Genomic DNA, 25,320 nt, shown 5'->3' with positions numbered 1-25,320 from the left:
TGTGAGCGGCCCTAGCTTTCTGGCAACAACTTCAACTCACGGGGGTTTTACGAGAATGCGCCACGCATTTCTCGCAGTCGATCCTGCCCGGAAACGGGCGGTCGCTGCGTCGACCACTCTTGTCCTGCTCGCGGCGCTCAGTGCTGCCGTCAGCGCCGCTCCGGCCCAGGCCGCACCGTCTGCTCCGGCCGCGAACGCGGCACCACCCTCAGAGCTGGCCCTGGCGAAAGCCGAAGCACGCCAGACCGGCAGGCCCGTCGAGGTCACGTCGATGACGACCGAGACCACGCGGGTATGGGCCAACCCGTCCGGCACCCAGACCGCGCAGATCCACGGCGTGCCGACCCGCCTCAAGCGCGACGGCACCTGGCTGGACTACGACCTCACCCTGGTCAAGCGGGCCGACGGCGCGATCGTGCCGAAGGTGCACCCGGCCGACCTGGTCATCGCCGGCGCCGCGGGTGCCGGTGACCACGATCTGGCCATGGTGACCGCCAAGGGCGAGCGCATCGGCCTCGGCTGGCGTGGGTCGCTGCCCGAGCCGGTGCTCGACGGGCCAAAGGCGACCTATCCCGAGGTCCGGCCGGGCGTCGACCTGGTGATCGAGGCGTCCGCGGTGGGCTTCGAGCAGTTCCTCGTCCTCAAGGACCGGGCCGCGGCGACCCGGGTGGCGGGCCTGAGCCTGCCGCTGCGCTCGGCGTCGACGACGTACGCCGCCGACGCCGACGGGTCGGGCCGCTTCACCGCCCGCGACGGCGCGGTCGTCGCGCGGGTGCCGGTACCGCTGATGTGGGACGGCTCCGGCCTCAACATGCAGGGCGAGCCGCGCCGAAAGAAGACCGTGCGACTCGACCTCACGAAGTCCGGCTCCGCCAAGGCGAAGGCCTCCGGGGCCGACACCGCCCCGGCGGGCACGGAGCTCGCCTTCGCGCCGGACCAGGCCTGGCTGGCAGACCCGGCGACCCGGTACCCGGTCACCGTGGATCCGGGTATCAGCACCAACCTGGGCACCGGGTTCGACGAGTTCGTGCAGAACACGATCAACATCAGCGACAACTCGGGTTCCGACGAGCTCAAGCTCGGCTGGAGCAACGACGGCGGCCAGTTCTACGCACGTTCCTACCTGCGCTTCGACGGCCTCGCCGGCTACAAGGGCGCGACGATCTACAAGGCCGACCTGAACCTGTGGGAGACCTGGTCGTGGTCGTGCCGCGACTACGGGTGGCGGGCCACCCGCACCGACAACGTCGGGCCGTCGGTGCAGTGGGGCAACGAGCCGACCTGGCGCGAGGACGGCCCGGTCTCGACCGAGACCACGGGCTACAGCAGTTCGTGCGCCGACGGCTGGGTGAAGACCGACGTCAGGACGATCCTCGACGACTCGTTCGCCGCCGGCTGGAACTCGGCCAGCATGGTGATCAAGGCCTCGACGGACACGAGCCCGACGAGCTGGAATGTCAACAGCACCGACTCGTGGAAGAAGTTCTCGTCCAACGAGACCACCAAGAAGCCGTACATCAGCCTGGAGTACAACCACCTGCCGACGGTGTCGCAGGTCAAGGCCAACAAGGACGCCACCTGCGGCAGTGGCGCGGGAATGCGCCTGTACCTCAACGACAGCACGCCGGAGTTCGAGGCCTACATCGGCGACCTCGACTCGCAGAACGTGCGGTTGCAGGTCGAGGTCACCCCGGCCGGATCGGCCGCGTGGCCGCTGATCGAATCGACCAACGGCGCCCGCAACGCGGTGTCGAGTGTGCAACTGTCGGCCGCCCAGGCGCTGCAGCCGAACACCGTCTACACCTACCGGGTGCGCGCGACGGACCTGACCCCGAGCGGCGACCCGGTCGGCTACTCGTCGTGGAGCCCGCCGTGCGAGGTCCAGTACGACACCACCGCACTGGACGGTGTGCCGATCGTCGAGGGCATCCCGACCCTCGACGTCGACGGCGAGGTGTACCACCTGCTGAAGTTCGGGCGTGCCAACCTGGTGACCCTGCGGCCCGATCCGGCCGACGTCGGTGAGGTGGTCCGCTACAGCTACGGCTTCGCGCCGGAGCGGGTCTCGGAGAGCAGTGCCAGCGTGGCGGCCGGTCGTGACGGCTCGGTCACGGTGTCGGTGGTTCCGTGGGAGGTCGACGGGTCCAACGACCCCGCCTACGGCAACACGCTGTACGTCCGCGCCTACGCCGGCAACGGCAGTGTCCGGACCGCCGCCGTGGAGGTCGTCTTCGATCCCGAGTTCCCCATGCCCGACCCGGTGCCGCACGTGCGCGACGACGTGGACGGCGACGGCGTGCCGGACCTGTCCGGGTTCCGTGACCTGGGCAACGGCAAGGGCATGTTCTACACCTACCCGGTCCAGCCGGGCGGCGCGCTGCTGGAGCCGGTGGCGCTGATGACGACCGAGAGCTACACCGACGCCAACTCCGACACCGTGCGCGGCGACTTCGACGGCGACGGCAAGACCGACTTCGCGGTCTTCAAGTCGGTCAGCGCGACCAGTACCACCGTGTCGCTGCTGCGCTCGACCGGCAACGTGCCCTACGCCGACGCGCTGTCCGACATCCAGGTCAAGACGCTGAGCCTCGACCTGGCCAAGATGAAGGTGCTGGCCGGTGACGTCAACGCCGACGGCAAGGACGACCTCGTCTTCGGGTATGCCACCACCGCCACCAACTGGAACCTCAAGGTCATGCTGGCTTCGATCGACAGCCATGACGACCCGGAGGACACGGCGGACGACCAGGACCCGCACGACGACGAGATCCTGTTCGCCGACCCCGTCGACTGGCTCGGCACGGGCGCGAACTCCGTGCTCGCCAACACCACGCTGCTGATCGGCAATTTCGACAAGGTGCCCGGCGTCGACGTGATGGAGTTCTACGACCTCGGCAGCTGCCGGACCAGGGCCTTCATGCACAAGAATCTCGGCGGGTCGTTCGAGGCCGGTCAGCTGGTGTGGGACTCCAACGACACCAGCACCTGGTGTATGGCCAAGTCCAGGTTCACGGTGGGCCGGTACTCGCCGGGCCAGCGCGACGTCGACGGCGTCGTCGCGACGTACGACTTCGGCGGCTGCCAGATGGGCCTTTACACGTTCACCCCGAAGTACGTCTACTCCCCGCCGCAGTCGATCAACGACATGTGGACGTTCGAGCCGCACACCCAGCACTTCAACTCGACGCCGGGCCTCACCCAGTACTGGTGTGCCCCGGCCACGGCGGCGCCGCTGTCGATGGTCGACATGACCGGCGACGGCCTGGAGGACCTGGTGTTCGAGTACGGCTGCTGCGGCCCGTACCAGCAGCGGGTCTGGGTGTGGACGGCGACGGGCACGTCGGGCACCAACAGCACCTTCCAGACGCGGACCCTGAAGTGGCAGGGGGCGCTCGGCCCGGCGGGCACCGGTTCGGTCCGGCGTGACGCCGTCACCCGATACCAGCTGGTCGCCAAGCACTCCGGACTGTGCCTGGCGGTGACCGGCGGATCCACCGTCGAGCACGCGCCGACCAGCCAGCAGCCGTGCGCGCCCGCGCTGCTCAACACCCAGTTCACCCTGGAGGAGCGGGGCGCGGCCTACGTGCGGATGCATCCGGTGCACGATCCGGCCAGGTGCCTGAACGTGTCCGGCGGGCTCACCACCGACGGCCGCCCGATCATCGCCAGCACGTGCACCGCGGGGCAGTCCAACGAGTCGTGGGAGTTCCGGTACAGCTCGGGCTTCACGAGCGTGCCGGGTGTTCCGCAGGCCGGTGACATCGCGATACAGATGCTGTCGAACCTGTCGGGCAAGTGCATCGGCATCAGCGCCAGCAGCACCAGCGCGGGCGCGGCGGGGCTCCAGTGGACCTGCAACGGCAACGTCGACCAGTACTTCTACCTGCGGCCGCTGCCGGCGGCACCGACCGGTCCGGTCGCCCGCTGGTCGATGAACGCGGCCAGCGGCACGGCCATGTCCGACGACAGCGGCCGGGGCGCGGGGGCGACCGCCGCCTCCGGGGCCACCCTCGGCTCCGGGGTGCTGACGCTCAACGGCACCACCGGATTCGCCGCAACGACCGGGCCCGTGCTCGACACCACCAAGAGCTTCACGGTGTCGGGCTGGATCAAGCCGAACGTGGTGAACAAGTACGAGACCATCATCGCCCAGGAGGGAAGCCAGTACAGCGCATTCTACCTGCGGGTCAACGGCACCACCGGCAAGTGGAACTTCGCCCTCGTCAGCAACGTCAACGTCACCAGCGGGTACGTGTACAACGGCGTCGAGGGGGCAGCGGCCCAGGCCGGGGCCTGGGCGCACCTCACCGGCGTCTACGACGCCCCCACCCGCACAGCGACGCTGTACGTCAACGGGGTGTCCGCGGGTTCGGTCGTCGTCACGGCGCCCGGTGCCAGCAGCAGCGGACCCGTCGTCCTCGGCGCGGCGCGGTCCGGCGGCAACCGGACCGACCACGTCAACGGTCAGATCGACGACGTGACCGCCTGGGCCCGCACGCTGAGCGCGGCGGAGGTGACCGCCCTCTACGCCGCGGGACGCGCCTGATCCGCGCCCAGACAGCGGTCGAGCCCGCCCGGATCATCCGGGCGGGCTCGCCTTCTTCAGGTGGTGCTCGCCGGCGTCAGGCGCGGGTCGCGGGGAGCTGGCTGATCTCCGCCGCGGTGAGCGCGTGGTTCCACACGCTGACGTCGTCGATCTGGCCGTCCAGGTACTCCGACCGGGCGCCGGACACCTTCGACGCGCCGATGATCAGCGGTCCGCTGGTGCCCGAGGAACTGCCGGTGGCGGTGCCGGCCAGCACTCCGTCGACGTACAGCCTGGTCTCGTGGGTGGCCTCGTCATGCACACCGACCAGGTGGGTCCATACGCCGACCTGCGCCACCTGCGCCGAAGACGCCACGTAGGCGGTGTAGGTGCCCGAGTTGGGGTTGGACAGGACCGTGAAGTTCCACTTTCCGTTGGCGTTCTGCCGCAGGTAGAACGCGCTGTTGAGGGAACCCTCCTGGGCGACGATGTTCTGCCAGCGGGCGCCGGTGTCGAGCTTCACCCAGGCCGAGACGGTGTAGCTGCCCCAGTGGGTGTAGAGCGGCGGGCCGGTGAGGGAGGCGAACTGGCTGGTGCCGTTCAGGGTCAGCGCGCCGCCACCGACGACGCCGCCACCGGCGATCTTCGCGGTCGCCCCGTTGCCGGTGCCGTCGGCCAGCGTCGTGCCGCCCGCCTCGTTCATCGCCCAGGAGGCACGCACCGTGGCCTGCAACGGCGCAAGCGCCCGCAGGTAGTACGACTGCGCCGGATACCCGGGCGACTGGCAGATGTCCTGCACCGCGGCCGCGCCGGCGTTGACCGAGGCGCCCTGGATGCCGACGCACCGGCTGCCCGTGCCGTTGGACAGCAGCCGCACCGCGACGTCGGTGGGCTGCGGGTCCTGCGGGTCGTTGGTGGTCCCGCTGACGTACTCGGCCTGGAAGCTCTCCTGGGAGACACCCGTCGTGCACAGTTTCTGCAGCACCGGGTTCCCGGCTCCGATCACGTCGTAGACGAGGCACCGGGACGGGATGTGCTGGGGCTGTAGCCGGATGTGGCCGGCGCCGCGCTGCTCCAATACGAACCGCTGGTCGAGCAGGTTGCGTGCGCACGGCTGCTGCACCAGCGGCACGCCGTCGTAGGACCCGCCGTTGAGGGACAGGCACATCCCGGACTGCTTGGCGACCAGCTGGTAGTGGGTGGTGCCGTCGTGCTTGAGGCTGCCGGTGCCCGCCGCGCCGAGCATGCCCTGCCACTTGAGCGCCGGGGCGCCGAAGCCGCTGCCGTCGGCGGTGAACTGCCAGATCCGCTGCTGGTACAGGCCGCAGCACTTGTACGTGAGCAGCAGGTCGTCCTTGCCGTCGGCGGTCAGGTCCCGGGCCGCGAGCTCGACCCAGGGAGCGCACCAGTACTGCCCGTTGCCGATTCCCGAGTCGAACCGCTGGTCCCGGGCGATCGTGAACGCCGGCACGCCCGAGGGCTGCATGATCACGGTCTTGGGGGTGAACGTGTCGATGGTGAGCCGGCATCCGCCCATGTCGTAGCCCGCGATCACGTCCGTGTCGCCGTCGCCGTCGTAGTTACCGGTGGTGAGCTGCAGCTTGTCCAGGCACCAGGGCAGCGGGGTGGCGGGGGACTGGTGCCAGTTGGTCGACGAGCTCGGGCCGTGCGTGTACATCGCCGTCTGGCAGGTGCCGATCTGGCGGTACTCCACGACGGTCACCCCGCTGCCGCCGCTGAAGCCTCGGGCGACGAGCACCTTCGACTTGCTCAGGTCTGCGGCGATCGGTGTGGTCCGCCAGTCCACCGGCTCGGAGAACAGCACCTCGTCGTCATGGGGAGTCGTCGTGCCGTGATCGTCGACCGAGGCGGTCAGCACCTTGACGGTCCAGCTGGCGGTCCCGTTGGCGTACGCCATGACCAGGTCGTCCTTGCCGTCGCTGTTCATGTCCGCCGCCATCACCCGCATGGCGCTCAGGCTGAGTGCGAGCGCCTTGACCTGGATGTCGGACAGCGCGTCGGCGTAGGGCACGTTGCCGGTCGAGCGCAGCAGCGACACGGTGGTGCTGGTCGCGCCGACCGACTTGAACACGGCGAAGTCGGTCTTGCCGTCGCCGTCGAAGTCGCCGCGCACGGTGTCGGAGTTGGCGTCGGTGTAGCTCTCGGTCGTCATCAGCGCCACCGGCTCCAGCAGCGCGCCGCCCGGCTGGACCGGGTAGGTGTAGAACATGCCCTTGCCGTTGCCCAGGTCACGGAACCCGGACAGGTCCGGCACGCCGTCGCCGTCGACGTCGTCGCGCACGTGCGGCACCGGGTCGGGCATCGGGTACGCGGGGTCGAAGAAGATCTGCACGGAGCTGGTCCGGAAGCTGCCGTTGGCGGCGAAGGCCCGCACGTACAGCGTGCTCTCACCGACCGGGGCGTTGTACCCGTCGACCTCCCACGGCACCACCGACACCGTGGCGGTCCCGTCGCCGCCTGCCGCGATGCCGGCGCTGCTCTCGCCGACCCGCGCCTGGTCGAAGCCGTAGCTGTAGCGCACCACGTCACCGAGGTCGGCCGGATCGGGCCGCAGCGTCAGCACGTTGCTGCGCCCGAACTTCAGCAGGTTGTACTGCTCGCCGCCGACATCGACGACCGGAATGCCCTCGATGAGCGGGACGCCGTCAAGCGCCGTCGTGTCGTACTGGATCTCGCATGACGGGCTCCACGCCGAGTAGTCGATCGGGGCCCCGCTGGGGGTCAGATCGACCGCGCGTACGCGGTAGCTGTAGACCGTGTTGGCCTGCAATGCCTGCGCCTGCGGCAACTCCACCCTGCTGGCGTATGCGGTCTGAGTGTCTCCGTTGCCGGCACTGCCGATCGTCGACTCGATCAGCGGCCACGCGGTCCCGCCGAACGGAGTGATCTCCACCTGCAGCCGCACGTTCTGCTTGTCCACGTCGACGATGAACGCCTCGAACGCCGGCGTCGGGGTCTTGAGGAGCAGCCGCACACCCGCGCCGCTGCGGCAGGTGGGATCCTTGTCGACCTTGACCTGGGAGATCGTGGGCAGCCGGTTGTAGTTGAGCTTGATGTGGGGGCGGCGGGTGCCCTCGTAGGAGTCGAACTTCTTCCAGGAGCCCAGGTTCCAGTTCTCTGACTGGATCATGATGCTGGCGGAGGTGGCCGTGGGGGAGTTGAAGGTGTCGTCGAGTGCGGCGGCGACGTCGACGTCGACCCAGCCCGCGGCGCAGCTGCTGCTCCAGCCCTTGGCGTCGGAGGAGTCCCCGGCGGGTTCGAGCGCGGCGGGTTCGTTGCGCCACTGGACCGAGCTGGTGACGTGTGCGGTGCGTTTGGCCAGCCATTTGGTGGCGGTGCAGTTGTGGGAGTGGGTCTCCCACAGGTTCAGCATCGCCGAGTTGATCTTAGCGCCGCGGTAGGCGCCGAGGCTGTCGAAGCGCAGGTAACTGCGGGCTTGACAACTACAGCCGTCGTTGGTGTAGCCGATCTTCAGCTCGTCTTTGGTGGAGTTGTCGTCGATGTCGATGGTGTTCTGGACGAACTCGTCGAATCCGACGGTGACGTCGACGTCGATGCCCGGGTCGACGACCACCGGGTACTTGGTGGCGGGGTCGTTGAGCCAGGTGGTGTCGGGGCGCAGGCGCATGTCGCGGCCGGCCACATCGGTGCCACGCCTGACGTCGGTAACGTCGACGTTCACCTTGGCTTGGCGTTTGCGGTCGCCTCGGCCGTCGAGGCCCTGGTTGTCCCACATGAGGGCGACGGGCATCCGTGCGGCGATCTTGCCGTCGGCCTTGCGGAACTCCCCGGAGCCGTCGGCCTTGCCGGCGAAGGTGGTGCCGCCGGTGCGCAGCGGGGTCCGGAGTGTGGCGACGCGGGTGGCGGCGGTGCGGTCCTTGACGATGTAGAACTGCTCGAAGCCGGTGGTGCGGGCTTCGATGACCAGGTCGATGCCGGGCGCTACTTCGGGGTAGGTGGCCTTGGATCCGTCGAGGACGGGTTCGGGCAGCGCACCGGTCCAGCCGAAGCCGAGCTTCTCGCCGTGGGCGTTCAACGTGGCGAGGTCGTGTTCACCTGCGGTCTTGGCTCCGGCGATGACCAGGTCGTGGGGGTGGGCCTTCGGGCCGACGGTGCCGTCGGGGCGGCGGACGAGGGTGAAGTCGTAGTCGAGCCATTTGCCGTCGCGCTTCAGACGCACGGGGCCGGTGTGGATCTCGGCGGTCTCGGTGCCGTCAGGCTCGGCCCATACCCTGGTGGTCTCGGTGGTCAGGGCAGGGATCTGCACCGACTTGCCAGTCTGCTTCGCCGCCTTGCGCGCGTCGAGAATGGCGGTGGTGGTCGGGTTTGCCGTGCCACGTGCGGATGGTTCGGCCTGTGCGGGAACGGATGGTGCCAGTGCCTGTACAGCGATGCCTGCGAGCATCGCCACTACTACGGCGGCAGCCCGTCTGGCCTGGATCCCCCGTGGGCGTCGTGACATGAGACCTTCTCCTGTTGGGTGGGTAATGGTCGGCAGCCTAGGCAGTCGGCGTGCGTGGTGCTGCCCCGCCGGAATCCGGAAGTCTGCGAACGGAGGCGCCGGCCGTCCGGCGGAACACGGTTGCCGGGGAACCGTCGGGGGGGCCGTGCGGACCGCACGGTTGCCGGAGAGCCGCCAGGTCGGCCGTGCGGACAGGGACCAGCGCCGAGCCCGCCCCGCGTCGACGGGACGGGCTCGGTTCTCGCTGGTCGGGCCGGGGCGGTGCGTCACCGCCCCGGCGAGATCAGGATCGTGCCGCTGCGGCGGCTGTGATCTCGGTCGGGGTCAGGACGTAGTTCCACATCCGCACGTCGTCGATCTGGCCGTCGAAGTACTCGGCACGAGCGCCGTTGATCTTGGTAGCGCCGATGAAGACCGGGCCGCTGGACCCCGCCGTGACGCCGGTCGCGGTGCCCTCCAGGACGCCGTTGACATACAGCCGGGCCTGGCCGGTGGCCTGATCGAAGACGCCGGTCAGGTGCACCCAGGTGTTGAGCGGTGCCACCGCCGTCGACGACGCGATGTAGGACGTGAACACGCTGGAGTTGGCATTGGACAGGACGGTGAAGTTCCACTTGCCGTTGACGTTCTGCCGCAGGGCGAACGAGTAGTTCGTCGCACCCTCCTGGGACAGGATCGTCTGCGAGCGGGCACCGACGTCGAGCTTGGCCCACGCCGAGACGGTGTAGCTCATCCCGGTGTGCACCGCGCCGCCGGTGGTCGAGGCGTACTGGCTGGTGCCGTTGAGGGTCAGCACGCCACTGCCGACGACCCCGCTACCGGCGATCTTCGCGGTGGCGGTGTTGCCGGTGCCGTCGGCCAGCGTCGTGCCGCCGGACTCACCCATCGTCCACCGGGCGGTCATCGACGGCTGCTGTGCCGGCAACGCCCGCAGGTAGTACGTCTGGCTCCCGTAGCCGGGCGGCTGGCAAGCGTCCTGCACCGTGGCCGCGGCCGCGGCCATGCTCGCACCCTGGACGCTGACGCAGCGACTGGCCGTGGTGTTCGAGACGATCTTCACCGCGACGTCGGTGGGCAGCGGGTTCGCCGGGTCGTTGGTGAAACCGCTGACGTAGTCGAGCTGGAACGACTCCTTCGATCCCGTCGCCGAGCAGGACTTCTGGATGATCGGGCTGCCCGCGCCGACGACGTCGTAGATGATGCACTTGGAGGTGATGTGCTGCGGGTGCAGCCGGACATGGCCCGCTCCGCGCTGCTCCAGCACGAACCGCTGGTCGAGCAGGTTACGGGCGCAGGGCTGCTGCACGAGTGCGGTGCCGTCGATGGGGCTGCCGTTGACGGCCAGGCACATGCCGGAGTGCTTGGCGACGAACTGGTAGTGCGTCGTGCCGTTGTACTTGAGGCTGCCGGTGCCGGCCGGGCCGAGCGCACCCTGCCACTTGAGCACGGGGGCGTCGAATCCGGTGCCGTTGCTGTCGAGCTGCCATACGCGCTGCTGGAACGCGCCGCAGCAGCGGTACGTCAGCAGCAGGTCGTCCTTGCCGTCACCGCTGAGATCCCGCAGCTCGGGCTCGGTCCAGTTCCAGCAGAACAGCTCCACCGACGGGCCGGAGTCGAACCGCAGCGTCGGCCCCTCCATCGTCCACGTGTCGTTCGGCGCGACGTGCTTGGGCGTGAAGGTGTAGACGTTCATCCGGCAGCTGCCCGGGTCGTAGGTCGCGACGATGCCGTCGAGTCCGTAGGCGCCCGTCGCGTACCTGCCGACGGTGTACCTGGCGCTCGCGGCACACCACGCGCCCGTGGTGTTCGAGTCCCAGACCACCTGACCGGCCGAGAACGTCGTGCCGAGGTTCTTGTGCAGGAAGCCGCCGGTGCGGCAGCTGCCATGGTCGAAGAACTCCATGATGTCTGCGCCGGGGACCTTGTCGAACTGACCCATCACCAGCTGGGCGTTGTTCAGGTTGGAGCCCGGCGACACGGCCAGCCAGTCGACCGGGTTGGCGAACAGCACCTCGTCGTCGTGGGGTGTCACGGTGCCGTGGCCGTCGACCGAGGCCAGCATGACCTTGATGTTCCAGTTGGTGGTGGTGTTGAGGTAGCCGAAGGCCAGGTCGTCCTTGCCGTCGGCGTTGACGTCCCCGGCCATGATCTTCATATTGGCCAGGTTGAGAGCCAGCGCCTTGACCTGGACGTCGGCCAGGACGTCGGCGTAGGGGACGGTGCCGGTCGAGCGCAGCAGCGACACGGTGGTGCTGCTGGTGCTGATCGACTTGAACGCGGCGAAGTCCGTCTTGCCGTCACCGTTGAAGTCGCCCTGGACGGTCCTGGTGTCGGCATCGGTGTACGCGTTGGTGGTCATCAGCGAGATCGGTTCGAGCGTCGACCCGTCCGACTTGCCGCTGTAGCTGTAGAACATGCCCTTGCCGGTGCCCAGGTCCCGGAACCCGGACAGGTCGGCCAGGCCGTCGCCATTGACGTCGTCGGGCTTGGCCGCCGGCGGCACCAGCACGCCGTTGCCGTCGATCATGTCCAGGTAATCGAAGAACAGGTCCATGCTGGCCATCTTCGAGCTCGCCAGCGTCCCGCTGCCGGTGAACGCCCGGACGTAGAGCGTGGAGCTGGACGCGGGGGCGTTGGTGCCGTCGACCTCCCACGGCGTGATGGTGACCGTGGCCGAGCCGTCGAGCCCGGCGGGCACACTCACGCTGCTGTCGCCGACCCGGTCGGCACTGAAGCCGTAGCTGTAACGCACCACCTCGCCGGCGTCGGCGGGGTCGGGCCGGAACGTCACCAGGTTGCCGCGGCCGAACTTCAGCACCGGCCACAACTCGCCGTCGACATCGACCGTGGGCACGTCGGTGATCTGCGGTGCGCTGTCCAGCGTGGTCGCGTCGTACTGAATCTCGCAGGGTGTGGTCCATGGCGAGTAGTCGACAGCAGCGCCGGTGGAGGTCAGGTCCAGGGCACGGACCCGGTAGGTGTAGACGGTGTTGACGACCAGTGCCTGCCCGGCGGGCACGGTGACGGCATGGACGGTGTTGCGGGCGCCGTTGGTCGACTCCAGCAGCGGTCTCGCGCTGCCGCCGACAGGTGTGATCTCGACCTGAAGGCGCACGTTCTGCGCGTCGAGGTCGCCGACGTAGGCGGAGAACGTCGGCGTGAGCGTGTTCAGGTAGAGCCGTACGCCGGTGCCGGTGCGGCAGGTGGGGTCGCCTGCGGCCTTGACCTGGGAGATCGTCGGCACGCGGTTGTAGTTGAGCTTGATGTGGGGGCGGCGGGTGCCCTCGTAGGAGTCGAACTTCTTCCACGAGCCCAGGTCCCAGTTCTCCGACTGGATCATGATGCTGGCCGAGCTGCCCCCGCTGTTGAACGTGTCGTCTAGTGCGGCGGCGACGTCGACGTCGACCCAGTCCGCCGGGCAACTGCCGCTCCAGCCCTTGGCGTCGGAGGAGTTGCCGGCGGGTTCGAGCGCGGCGGGTTCGTTGCCCCACTGGACCGAGCTGGTGACGTGTTCGGTGCGTTTGGCCAGCCATTTGGTGGGCGTGCAGTTGTGGGAGTGGGTCTCCCACAGGTTCAGCATCGCCGAGTTGATCTTTGCGTTCTTGTACGCGGTGAGACCGTCGAAGCGCAGGTAGCTGCGGGCGTAGCACTGGCAGCCGTCGTTGGTGTAGCCGACCTTGAGCTCGTCCTTGGTGGAGTTGTCGGAGACGTCGATGGTGTTCTGGACGAATTCGTCGAATCCGACGGTGACGTCGACGTCGATGCCGGGGTCGACGACGACCGGGTATTTGGTGGCGGGGTCGTTGAGCCAGGTGGTGTCAGGGCGCAGGCGCATGTCGCGGCCGGTCACATCGGTGCCATGCCTGACGTCGACGACGTCGACGTTCACCTTGGCTTGGCGTTTACGGTCGCCTCGGCCGTCGAGGCCCTGGTTGTCCCACATGAGGGCGACGGGCATCCGTGCGGCGATCTTGCCGTCGGCCTTGCGGAACTCCCCGGACCCGTCGGCCTTGCCGGCGAACGTGGTGCCGCCGGTGCGCAGCGGGGTACGCAACGCGGCGACGCGGGTGGCGGCGGTGCGGTCCTTGACGATGTAGAACTGTTCGAAGCCGGTGGTGCGGGCTTCGATGACCAGGTCGATGCCGGGTGTCACCTCGTGGTAGGTGGCCTTCGAACCGTCGAGGACGGGTTCGGGCAGTGTGCCGGTCCAGCCGAAGCCAAGCTTCTCACCGTGGGCGTTCAACGTGGCGAGGTCGTGTTCACCTGCGGTCTTTGCTCCGGCGATGACCAGGTCGTGGGGGTGGACCTTCGGGCCGACGGTGCCGTCGGGGCGGCGGACGAGCGTGAAGTCGTAGTCGAGCCATTTGCCGTCGCGCTTCAGGCGGACCGGGCCGGTATGGATCTCGGCGGTCTCGGTGCCGTCGGGCTCGGCCCATACCCGGGTCGTCTCGGTGGTCAGGGCAGGGATCTGCACCGGCTTACCGGTCTGCTTCGCCTCCCTACGCGCGTCCAGGATCGACGTGGTCGTCTTGGCGAACTCAGAAGGCGCAGGCTTCGGCGCTGTTGTTGCTTGGGCGGGGCCGGTCGGCGATACGGCCGACAGTGCCAGGCCTGCGAGCATCGCCGCGGTGACCGCGACGGCTCTTCTGGCCTGGCTCCCCCGTGATCTGTGGGACATGAAACCTCTTCCTGGATATTGATGGTGGCAGGAGGCTAGGGCCGGAGGGCGGAAATGTCTACGGCGGGGCAGGGCCGTGAGTGGATTCCCACTGCAACCTTCCAAGACATGGCTTTTTGTCGATGTGATCGAGATGCTTGTATGCGCCATCATCTGTGTGATCAGCCGAATCAGCAGCACTGCGTCGCACGGATTGCAGGTTGTGCAAGGGCGATACCGCGTCGTACGAAAGTCTTGACGGGTCTGCCGGACGGCCCTACGGTCATCGCCAACGACCATGGTTCACGGGGGACGGTAGGTCATGAAACGAGTGGTGGCGGCGGATTCTGCCCGAAATCGGGTGACTGCTTACGCATTCCGGCACGGCGATGACGCCGTCCGGCCATTCCGGAGCGAGACAGGACCGGGGGCGCCTCGATAGGGCGAGCCTCGGCGATCCGTTGACTCGCCACAATTCTGACATCACTGCCTTGCGCACGGCACCGGACAACGGTGCCGTGCTGCCCCTGTATCCCATGTGATCGGTTCCCCACCACTCCTCGGAGGAGCTGTGCAACATTTGTTAGCGCGGCCGAGGCCTAGACCGCGTTTGGCGCGGTTGGCTTTCGCCGTACCGTTTTTGATGATGTCGTCGCTGGCTGTGGCGTTGCCCGCAGCGGCGGCGCCCAACCCCGACGACATCCCTCAGGTGGAGAAGTCGGTCCCGGCCAGCTGGACGCCGAAGTCCGTGGCCGCTGGTCCGACCAACGCCGAGAAGCTGGCGGTGAAGGGCCGCCCGCAGGTGTCCTGGCCCGCGCCGGGTTCGGCGACGGTGGTGTTGCCGTCTGCTGGGCGGGCGGCTGGTGCGTCGGGTGCGGCTGGTGGCCGGGTCAAGGCTGGGGCCTTGCCGGTCACTGTGGGTGGCCCGAGTGCTGCGGTGTCGAAGGGCTTGGCCGGTGCCGCCGCTTCGGCTGGTGTGCCGGGCAGTGTGTCGGTGTCGCTGCTGGACAAGGCGTCGTTGCCTGTGTCGGCGCGTGATGGCCTGGTGTTCCGTCTGGGCCGTGGTGACGGTGGTGTGGGTGCGTCGCGGGTGTCGGTGCAGGTCGACTACCGGGGCTTCCGCGAGGCCTACGGTGCGGACTGGGCGACCCGGCTGCGGCTGGTGTCGCTGCCCGCCTGTGCGCTGACCACGCCTGAGCGGGCCGAGTGCCAGGGCAAGCCCCTACCGGGTGTCAACGACACCGCCGCGGGCAACGTGACCGCTGATGTGGCGGTGACCGGTGTGACGGTCGGTTCGGTCGATCGTGCGCAGGCCGCGGGCGGTTCGCTGGTCGCGTCGGGTGGTTCGCTGGTGGCGCTTGCTGCCGGTGCGGACGGTGAGGGCGGTAGCTACTCCAGTTCGCCGTTGTCGGCGTCGGCGACGTGGCAGTCGGGTAGCAACACCGGTGACTTCTCGTGGTCGTACGGGTTGCGGGTGCCGCCGTCGCTGGGCGGGCCGTCGCCGTCGATCTCGTTCGGGTACTCGGCCGGTGCGGTGGACGGCCGGACCAGTTCTGCGAACTCGCAGCCCTCGGCGATCGGTGAGGGCTTCGACTACTGGCCGGGTTATGTCGAGCGTAAGTACAAGGACTGCCAGTCGGATGGCTGGGCGACCTATGACCAGTGCTGGCTGAGCGACAACGCGACGATCTCGCTGAACGGCCGGGCCAGTGAGCTGGTCAAGGACGACACCACTGGGGTGTGGAAGTTCCGTAACGACGACGGTTCGAAGATCGAGCGGCTGCTCGGTGCGAACAACGGTGACAAGAACCGTGACGGCACGACCGAGGGTGAGTACTGGAAGGTCACCACGACCGACGGTACGCAGTACTTCTTCGGCGTGCACAAGCTGTCGGCCCTGCCGGCGAACGCGGGTGTGACCGGGATGGCCGGTGCGCCGGACAGCAATTCGGCGTGGACGGTGCCGGTGGTCGGTAACAACACCGGTGAGCCGTGCTTTTTGACGCATCCGTCGACGTCGGTGTGTGACCAGGCGTGGCGGTGGAACCTGGACTATGTCGTGGATGTGCACGGCAACGCCCTGGCGTACTTCTACAATCCGGAGACCAACCGGTACCACAACATCACCGTGGGTGGTCCGCGGTCGTATACCCGTGGTGGGACGGTCGACCGGATCGAGTACGGGCTGCGGGCGGGTCAGACGTGGACGGCTACGGCGGCTCCGTCGCGGGTGAAGTTCACCAATGTCGAGCGGTGTGTGCCGGGTTCGTCGTGTGTGAAGCCGGCCGACTACCGCGATGTGCCGTGGGATCAGGAGTGCCTGGTCGGGGCGTGTGACGACTACGCGCCGACGTTCTGGTCGTCCAAGCGCCTGTCGAAGGTGACCACGCAGGTCATCCGCGCCGGGGCGTATGACGACGTGGACTCGTGGACGCTGACCCACAGCTTCCCGATCACGGGTGACAATATCGGTACACCGGTGTTGTGGTTGAACCAGATCCAGCAGACCGGGCACCTCGGAACGACGGACGCGGTGATGCCGCCGGTGGTATTCGACGGAACTCACATGGCGAACCGGGTGACGTCGGGTTCGAACAATCAGGTCCGTAAGTGGCGGATGAACAACATCAAGAACGAGTCCGGTGGCGCGGTGGTGATCACCTACAAGCCGCTGGACTGCACGATCACGACGCTACCGGCCAGTCCGCAGACCAACACCAAGCGGTGTATGCCGGTGTGGTGGACCCCGCCGGGTGGCTCGATCGGCCTGTACTGGTTCCACAAGTATGTGATCGCCCAGATCGACGAGCAGGACGGCCACGGCATCGGCACGTCCACCACCACCAGCTACGACTATGTCGGCAACGCCGCCTGGCGTTACGCCGAGGACGACGGCCTGACGATCCCGGAGCAGAAGACGTGGTCGCAGTGGCGCGGCTACGGCGAGGTCCAGACCCGCTCCGGCATCGCGGCCGAGGGCCGGACCCTGGAAGTGACCCGGTTCTACCGGGGCATGGACGGCGACCGCAACCACCCCACCAACGCCACGTCCTACCGGCCCCAGTCGGAGACCGACATCACCGACGGTCTCGGCGGGGTCGTCCGCGACCTCGACGAACTCGCCGGACAGCCCCGCGAGCGGATCTCCTACGACTCCGACCTGGCCACCAAGACGGTCCTGAACCGGTCGATCTCCGACGGCTGGGTGTCGGCTGCGACCGCGACGTCGACCCACCCGTGGGCGACGGTCAAAGCCACCCGGTCCGGGATGAACAACACCCTGGTCCGCTCGGTGATCAAGGGCGGTGAGCGCGACAACCAGGTCGTCAAGACGTTCAACGCCGACGGCCAGGTCGTCATGATGGAGGACCAGGGTGACAAGAACACTCCCGGCGACGAGGAGTGCACCCGCCTCACCTACGCACCCAACCCCACCAAGAACATCCAGGGACTCACGTCCCGCGTCGAGAAGTACGCCCTGGCATGTGCGAACATCCCCGTCCTCAATCCGACCACGGGCGTTCCGGTCACCGAGATCGCCAACCAGGAACTGCTGATCTCCGACCAGCGGACCCTGTATGACGGTGCCACCGTCTGGACGCCGAACCAGGTCCCGATCAAGGGCATGGTCACCTCCGTCGAGGCGATCGACACGTGGTCGCCGACCGGACGCTCTTATGTCACGGTCACCAAGAGCGAGGTCGACGCCTACGGCCGGGGTCTGAAGACCTGGGACGAAGCCGGCAAGATGTCGGAGACCGTCTACACCCCCACCACCGGCGGACCAGTCACCGCCGTGGAGAACTACAACCCGCTGCGACACAAGACCCGCACCGAGTTCGAGGTCGGCAACGGCCAGCCCACCGCACAGATCGACGCAAACGGGCTGCGCACCGACATGGTCTACGACGGCCTAGGCCGGATGAAGCAGGCGTGGCTGCCGGGCCGGACCAAGGGCGTCGACCTGCCCAGCTCCGAATACGACTACACGGTCCGCAAGTCGGGCACCGCCAACCAGATCAACGCCGTCACCACCCGTGGTATCCGCCCCAACGGCGGTTACAACGTCAGCGTCGAACTGTTTGACGGGCTGATGCGGCCGGTGCAGACCCAGGTAGCGGCCCCAGGTGGCGGACGCACCATCGTTAACACCTACTACAACTCCCGCGGCCAGGTCGTTGGACAGGACAACCCGTTCTACAACACTGCGTCCCCGACCGTGGACTACCACCCTTCCGCCGGATCTTCGGGGGTTAAGACCGAGTACGACGGCGCTGGTCGCCGCACTGCAGAAGTGTTTATGGCCAGCCCTCCAGGCGGCGGCGCACGCGTCGAACAATGGCGCACCCGCGCGCTCTACGACGGCGACGAAATCGTCACTCTACCCGCGGCTGGCCAGTCCCCAACCCGTGTCAAATTTGACGCTCAAGGCCGCGCGAAGGAGTTCTACGAATACACAACCGCCAGCCACACCGGCCCTGCGGTCAAGACCACCTACGAGTTCAACAAGCGCAGTCAGATGACCGCGGTCAAGGACTCCAGCAACAACGCCTGGACGTACAAGTACGATCTCCGTGGTCGGATGTATGAGCAGAGCGATCCTGACAAGGGCACGACCAAACTGAACTACAACTCGTCGAGTGACTTGCTGTCGACCGAGTCCAACAACAAGAAGATCTTCTTTGAGTATGACGTGCTCGGCCGCATCATTCGGACCCGCAAGGACAACGCCGACACTGGCACCAAACTGACGGAAATGGAGTACGACACCCTCGGTGCCGGCCTGCTCGCCTCCGCCACCAGGTTCGTCAATGGTGCGGCCTATAAGACCGAAGTCCTGGATGTCGACGAATACTTCCGGCCGCTGGAAACTGCCGTCACGATCCCTGCAGTCGAAGGTCTGCTGGCCGGTACATACAAGTACAAGGCGACTTTTAATACGGACGGCTCGATCGCGACGACAACCCTGCCGCAGGTCGGTGATCTGGGTGAAGAAGTCCTTGCGCATGGCTACACGGCTGAGGGCCTGCCGCTGACCTTGGCCTCAGGTCTGGGCACGTATGTCAACACTGCCCAGTATAGCCCGTTTGGTGAGGTTACAAAGCTCACTCTCGGAGTCAATCCGAACCGGGTGAACCTCAACTTCGTCTACCAGGAAGGCACCCGCCGCCTGGACAACACCTCCGTCACCCGCGACGGACTCATCGGCAACGTCACCAAGACCGTCTACACCTGGGACGCCACCGGCAACCTCGCCAAGACCGTCGACACCGGCTCCGGCCAGACCGCCGACACTCAGTGCTTCAACTACGACGGACTCCGCCGGCTGAAGCAGGCCTGGACCCCCACCAGCGGAGACTGCACCGCAGCCGTCTCCAACGGAGCCTTGGGCGGACCCGCCAAGTACTGGACCAACTGGGAGTACGACAACTACGGCAACCGCAGCCAGCAGGTCGAGCACGACACCCCGACCGGCGACATCACCACCGACTACACCTACCCGCTACCCGGTCAGGGCAGCCCGCACAAGCTCCTCCAAACGAAGATCACCGACAGCGCCGGCATCCACACCTTCGACTGGGAGCACGATGCCGCTGGCAATGTCGAAAGTCGGCCGACGCCGACCGGTAACCAGGAACTTCACTGGAACGTCGAAGGACGACTTGAGAAGGTCGTCGAAGGCGGAAACACCACCGAGTTCATCTACGACGCCAGCGGCAACCGGCTGCTGCGCAAGGAGAACGGCGTCACCACCCTCTATCTACCCGACACGGAACTGAAGCTCACCGGCACGGCCAAGAACGCCACTCGGTACTACAGCTTCGCAGGGCAAGTAGTCGCGGTACGGACGGGTAATAGCCTGCAATGGATGTGCGCCAACAACCAAGGAACTAGCAGTCTGCTCGTTGACGCAACCAATACGGCTTCAGTCGCACGCCGCCGTTCTACCCCCTTTGGTGAAGAACGTGGCGTTTCGTCCGCCTGGACAGGAGACAAAGGATTTCTTGGCGGGGCGAAGGACGGCACAGGACTGACGCACCTCAGTGCTCGGGAGTACGACCCCGACACCGGCCGGTTCATCTCCGTCGACCCGATCGTCGATCAGGGCGACTCCCAGCAGATGAACGGCTACGCCTACTCCAACAACAACCCCACCACCTTCTCTGACCCCTCCGGGCTCAAGCACATCCCGGACGACCCGGGATCGCCGCCCAACGACGGCGACGGCCAGGGAACCGAGACCGGTGACGGGGAGATCACCCTCCCGCCCGACCTGCAGGCCATGCTAGACGAAGCCCGCAAACTGCAGAAGATGTCACTGCTCGACATCATCCTTCAGGCCGGCGGCGACATCCTCATGGAACTGCTCGGCATCAACGACATCAAGGACTGCTTCGGCAAGGGCGACATCGTCGCCTGCGTATCCATCGTCGCCAATGTCATCCCCTGGGCCAAACTCTTTAAACTCCCCAAGATCGTCAAAGCCATCGAACGCGCATGGTCGGCAGTCCAGGTCTTCTGGGAGAAACTCCGCTGGGCAAAACGCATCATCGCCCAGGTCGAAGAATTCACCCAACTCGCTCGAAAGGCAGCTAAAGAAGCAGCCGAAGCGGCAGCCCTAGCCGCTCGTAACGCGCGGATTGCAGCCGAGGCCGCAGCCAAGCAAGCGAAGGAAAGAGCTCAGGCGGCCGCAAGAAAGGCGTCCGAGAAGCTTAAGAACAAGGCAAAAGAAGTCGACGAAACCTGCGCCGCTAAAAGCTTCCTCCCCGGGACGCTTGTCTTAATGGCCGACGGCGCTACTAAGCCGATCGAAAAAGTGCGCGCTGGCGACGAGGTGCTAGCCACCGACCCTGAAACTGGCGAGTCCGCCATCAAGGCGGTAGCTACAAAGCGCACGAGCGACGGTGAGAAGGTTCTTGTCGACGTCCTCGTCGACACCGATGGCGATGCCGGCGATGCGACCGCCACCATCGGCTCAACAGACAACCATCTCTGGTGGCTCCCTGGGCGTGACGAGTGGGTGAACAGCCTCGGGCTGAAGTCTGGCGATGATTTGCTCGCGCCTGACGGATCGCTCGTTCGCATCGCTGCAGTGGCGACGTATGGTGCTCGTGCCGAAGTCCACAACCTCACGGTCACCGATATACATACGTACTATGTCATGGCGGGGGCCACTCCGGTTCTCGTTCACAACTGCGGCGTTGGGCGACAACTTCTCGGTGGGGATGCCCAGCATATCCTCGATGGTCACGCCCATCCTGGGATGCCGGGAAAGACGTCCTTTCCTCAGTCGTGGAGCGACGACGACATCCTGGACGCCGTGGCGGACGTGCTCACGGATCCGAAGAGTGTTCGTAGCTGGAAAACGGGCTCTGCCAAGTATGCTGACAAAACTCTGAAAACAAGGGCGGGTGATCCTGCCGTTCAAGTAATTCTCGGACAGATACGAGGAGTTGACATCGAAGTTCGGTTCGTACCACTGACAGGAAAACTTCTCACTGCTTTCCCGAGATTATGAGCTGAGCGCTCTGCTCCGCTGAATGAGGAAGAAGGTAGGCCAATTGGAACGGTACGTCTATCTGCGGTCTCTCATTACGGCACTTCTTGAAGACTCGCCGCTAACTAGGGAAGAAGTCATCGAAGACGTTCGCCATTTGATGAGCGTGGGCGAAGAGGAGCTAGCGTTCTATACGATGTGCTCATGGCTATACGAGGATGCTCTATCAATTACTTCGAGTTACTATAAGCGCCTCGTGTTTGCGGCTGATGAACTGGGGACTCCGGAATCAATCCGTAAACTCGATGAGCTGATCGAAGGATAAATGATGTGCGGTCGGCGGGCCTCAATTAGGTCCGCCGACCGACATTTTCGCGAAGCTTGGCGATGTTCACCATTCCTGTGTAGGGGAGCGCTGCCTGCGCTTGCGAGACGACAGTCCGAACCGGTTTTCGAGCCTCGGTGCTGCGAACCCGCGTGCACTGTTGCAGGCGGTGCTATCACGCCATCTATCATCTATCCTCACCGCACACAAGTCCCCATGCGCGCGTCGCCGAGCGGCGGCTGTACCTGCGCTAGCCATCGCTCGGGCGTCGATTCGAGGCAGGGTTTCGGGTTTCAGCAGACCTTGCGGCCCCATTCGAATACGTCATACACGTCGACTACGGCAGGTTAGGGTCCGCGCCGCGGTGAAGTATAAGAGGTTCCTTCGGCTGCTTCCGGGCTCGGCCCGGCGGGATGTGGTCGGTTGGGAGAAGAGGCGAGGGGAGCGGTGACGGCCTTCAGGAATTAGCTGGGCCAGCATTCCGGCCGGGGTGGCTTCGGTGAGCAGTGCGGGTGGGCCTTAAGCGGTGGCCGCCTTGGGCCTGCTGGAGCGACGACCTTGCAACGAGGTCGCGTGGGCGTTGTAGGCCCTTTAAGGTCGAGGCCACGCAATCCTGATCGACGTTTTGGTTGGCGTCGACGGCGGTTTACCGATGGCCACCTTGGCGAACGCTCTGGCCGCCCGGGCGACGGACCAAACTCGCCGCGGCGACGCTCGTGGCCAGACAGCAGCTTGCTCAGTGCGGGACAATGAGACCTCGCGCGATGTCCTTTCAGAGAATCAGGAAGGGCGCCTTCCGCGCGGAAAGCGATGCCTTGTCCGCGGCGGTGGCGCCCTTCCTGCCGCCGGTCAGGCCGGCGGCATGAGCACGCTGTCGACGAGGTAGACGACGCCGTTGCGGGTCTGGATGTTGCCGCAGACGACCATCGCCGTGTCGTTGACCTTGAACTCGGTGCCGCTGCCGGTCACCGTGAGGTCCTGGCCTTCGAGCGTCTTGTGGGTGCCGGCGAGCGCGTCGGGCGCGGTCTTTCCGGATACGACGTGGTAGGTCAGGATCTTCTTGAGCAGTTCCTTGTCGGCCAGCACCTTGTCCAGGTCGGCCTTGGGGATCTTGGCGAACGCCTCGTTGGTGGGTGCGAAGACGGTGACGGCTTCGGCGCTGTTGAGCGTGTCGGCCAGGCCGCCGGCCTGGATCGCGGCGACCAGGGTTGACAGCTGCGGGTTGCCCGCCGCGGCGGTCGCCACGGGCTGCTGGGCCATCATCTCCAGGCTGCCGGGGTTGGCCGGGTCGGTGGGGATGCTGGCGCAGGCAGGTCCGAACTCGCCGCCGGTGGCGCCCGCGGGCATGGACGGCAGGGCCGTCGGGACCGTGGTGGGCAGGCCGGTCGGCTGCGTGGTCGCCGCCGTGGTCTCGCCGCCGCAGGCGCTGAGCGCCAGGGCGAGCGAGAACGCGGCGACGGCCGCGAGCGCGGTGAGCTTCCTTCGTGCGTGCATGACTGGTGGTTCCTTTCCTCCGGTGAAGACCTCCACCGGTGATTCGACACCGAATCAGTCATGCTTTGGAGCGATTGGCACGATTTTTGTCGGTTTTTTTCTATTTCATGGGGATCTCGGCGATGATGGGCAGTGTGGGAGTGGTGGATCCACCCGCCGGTTCGACGGTCAGGCCCATCGCGTCGGCGGCGCTGACACCGGTGACCAGCCGCGTGGCGGTGGCCTGTCCGGCGGCGAGCACGCCTGCCGAGTGCGGGGTCGAGTCCTCGATCAGCCAGAACTGGTACGCCTTCTGCTCGCCCGGCGAGTGTGAGGCCAGCAGGATCACCGCCGCGTCCTGGCTGGGCGAGGCCACCACGGTGACCTTGCCGCCACCGGCCACGTTCGCGGTGCGTACCGTCGCGTCCTGCGCGGTCAGCACCGCCTGCGTGCGGGCCAGTTCCTGTTGCGCCGCCTGCGCGGTGGCGCGCTCGTCGCGCAGCCGCTGCTCCTGCACCGCCCACGTCGCCCCGCCGACCAGTGCCGCGACGAGCAGGCACGCGGCCACGGTCAGCGCGGCCGGGTGCCGCCACCAGCGGGTCGGCTCGCGGCGTGAGCGCACCGGCCGGGCCGGTGGGATCTGCCGGGTGCTCCGCACCGCGGCCAGCACGTTGCCGCGCAGCGCGGGCGGGGGCACCGACCAGGCGTCGTCGGCCAGCCGCGCGACGGTCTCGTTCAGCTCGGCCACCTCGTCCGCGCACGTCTGGCACCCGCGCAGGTGCTGGATGAACGTCTCACGCTCGGACTCGTCCAGCGCGTGCAGCACATACGGGCCGGCCAGGGAGTGGATCTCGCTCATGCCGGCACCTTGCCCTGTCCGTCGCGGGCACCCGCCCGGCCGATGATTCGCTCGCTCATGCCGACACCTCCACGCCGAGGCAGTCGCGCAGCCGGATGAGGCCGTCGCGCATGCGGGTCTTCACGGTCGGCAGCCCGGCGCCCAGCAGCTGGGCGACCTGCTGATAGGTGTAGCCGCCGTAGTAGGCCAGGGTGATCGCCTCGCGCTGCAGGTCGGTCAGCGTCTTGATGCACCGGCGCACCTGCTGGCGCTGCACCCGCGCGGTGGCCTGCTCGACGACCTCGTCGGCGGGGGTCTGGGTCGGCTCCGGGGCCATGCGCTGGACCCGGTCCAGCGCCGCCTGCTCCGAGCGCACCCGGTCGACCGCGCGGCGGTGGGTGATGGTGAAGACCCAGGCCGTGGCCGAGCCCCGGGCCGGGTCGAAGCGGCTGGCCGTACGCCACACCTCGACCAGCGCCTCCTGCGCCACCTCCTCGGCCTGCGCCGGGTCGCGCACCACGCGCCGGGCCAGGCCGTAGACGCGCGGCGCGACCAGCTCGTAGAGCCTGGTGAAGGCAGCCTCGTCGCCGCGGGCCACGGCCCGCAGCAGGCTCTCGGCGTCGGCGGGCGGGGCCAGATCGGGCACGCTCGCCAGCCGATCGGGCCGTTGGTACGGCTGTTCGTCACCGTTCACAGTTCCGCCCTTCCGGCATGGATCTGTTCACCCATCACTTGCGTATCACCGGTGATTCGGTGCCGAGCCCGCCACGGATGGGTCCGATGTGCCGCTACTGCGATCATCGCCCGCCGTGGCCGCCCGCGCCACGGCTACGCGGACAGACCGTCATCCATCAGGTGATCCACCTCTCAGGGGAGCGCGTCTGACCAGGGCAACTGCGTATGGTCAGGAAACGGAACCGTACCGTTCCGCATCTCCCCGTCCCCCCGGAGCCTGTCATGAGCCATGCCCGCGTGCCCGCCGGAGCGCCCCTGTGCGCTGCCGTGGTCGAGCTGCTGCGCGAGGTCGGCTACGACAAGATGACCATGGACGCGATCGCGTCGCGCGCGCACATGAGCAAGGCGACGCTGTACCGCCACTGGCCGGGCAAGCCCGAACTCGTCGCCCAGGTGCTGCGCCAGCAGCAGGCCGCCGACGTCGCGCCCGCCGACACCGGGACCCTGCGCGGGGACCTGTTCGAGCTGCTGGGCGTCGCGTCGCGCTGCGTCGTGGAGGAGGGCCCGCTGATCCACGCGCTGTCCTTCGAGATGCAGTCCAACCCCGAACTCGCCGGCATCGTCCGCGGCCAGGTGTACCCGGAGATCCACCGGCACACCGCGACGCTGCTGGAACGTGCCGTGCAGCGCGGCGAGATCAAGCCGCAACCCTACGACAGCCTCTTTCCCGACCTGGTCACGGCACTGCTGATGGCCAGGCACCTCGGACACGGCCGGCCGCTCGACGGCGAGTATCTGGCCCGGGTCTGCGACGAGGTACTACTCCCCGTCCTGGCCCGCTGAAAC

At 67.1% G+C, this 25,320-nt stretch carries 9 protein-coding genes; 4 read left to right on the top strand and 5 right to left on the bottom strand.

Translation table 11 applies throughout. The features are described 5' to 3' along the window. Positions 1 to 271 precede the first annotated feature (271 nt). Positions 272 to 4,546, top strand: coding sequence for a LamG-like jellyroll fold domain-containing protein (locus HAV40_RS11965; protein WP_166381016.1), 4,275 nt, complete (start codon positions 272 to 274; stop codon positions 4,544 to 4,546). 76 nt (positions 4,547 to 4,622) lie between these two features. Here HAV40_RS11965 and HAV40_RS11960 read toward each other — a convergent pair whose 3' ends face one another. Continuing rightward, positions 4,623 to 8,813: a LamG-like jellyroll fold domain-containing protein gene (locus HAV40_RS11960; RefSeq protein WP_166381015.1), complete on the bottom strand. Its 4,191-nt coding sequence runs from the start codon at positions 8,811 to 8,813 to the stop codon at positions 4,623 to 4,625. Positions 8,814 to 9,291: 478 nt separating this feature from the next. Continuing rightward, entirely contained in the window at positions 9,292 to 13,686 is a 4,395-nt protein-coding gene (locus HAV40_RS11955; protein WP_166381014.1) for a LamG-like jellyroll fold domain-containing protein, read from the bottom strand. A 625-nt stretch (positions 13,687 to 14,311) separates the two neighbouring features. Here HAV40_RS11955 and HAV40_RS11950 point away from each other — a divergent pair. Then, positions 14,312 to 21,184 (top strand): RHS repeat-associated core domain-containing protein, encoded by a 6,873-nt coding sequence (locus HAV40_RS11950; protein WP_166381013.1) that lies wholly within the window; start codon positions 14,312 to 14,314, stop codon positions 21,182 to 21,184. Positions 21,185 to 21,206: 22 nt separating this feature from the next. Beyond that, the gene (locus tag HAV40_RS39190) at positions 21,207 to 21,488 is read left to right on the top strand and encodes a MafI family immunity protein (RefSeq protein WP_166381012.1); all 282 of its coding nucleotides are present in this window, start codon (positions 21,207 to 21,209) and stop codon (positions 21,486 to 21,488) included. Positions 21,489 to 22,337: 849 nt separating this feature from the next. Here the strand turns inward: HAV40_RS39190 and HAV40_RS11940 are convergent. The 3 genes from HAV40_RS11940 to sigK all read right to left on the bottom strand — a co-directional run bounded on the left by HAV40_RS11940 (position 22,338) and on the right by sigK (position 24,454). Beyond that, positions 22,338 to 22,982 (bottom strand): fasciclin domain-containing protein, encoded by a 645-nt coding sequence (locus tag HAV40_RS11940; RefSeq protein ID WP_166381011.1) that lies wholly within the window; start codon positions 22,980 to 22,982, stop codon positions 22,338 to 22,340. A 100-nt stretch (positions 22,983 to 23,082) separates the two neighbouring features. Then, the gene (locus HAV40_RS11935) at positions 23,083 to 23,820 is read right to left on the bottom strand and encodes an anti-sigma factor (protein ID WP_166381010.1); all 738 of its coding nucleotides are present in this window, start codon (positions 23,818 to 23,820) and stop codon (positions 23,083 to 23,085) included. 55 nt (positions 23,821 to 23,875) lie between these two features. Then, entirely contained in the window at positions 23,876 to 24,454 is a 579-nt protein-coding gene (gene sigK / locus HAV40_RS11930) for an ECF RNA polymerase sigma factor SigK (protein WP_203671758.1), read from the bottom strand. Positions 24,455 to 24,756: 302 nt separating this feature from the next. Here sigK and HAV40_RS11925 point away from each other — a divergent pair, with 302 nt between their 5' ends. Beyond that, positions 24,757 to 25,317, top strand: coding sequence for a TetR/AcrR family transcriptional regulator (locus tag HAV40_RS11925; RefSeq protein WP_166381008.1), 561 nt, complete (start codon positions 24,757 to 24,759; stop codon positions 25,315 to 25,317). The last annotated feature ends 3 nt before the right edge of the window (positions 25,318 to 25,320 follow it).

This window comes from Catellatospora methionotrophica, assembly GCF_011297335.1.
In the GTDB taxonomy this organism is placed as follows: Bacteria; Actinomycetota; Actinomycetes; order Mycobacteriales; family Micromonosporaceae; genus Catellatospora; species Catellatospora methionotrophica.
The sequence above is the reverse complement of the archived record's forward strand: the minus strand, read 5'-3'. Positions and strand labels throughout refer to the sequence as shown.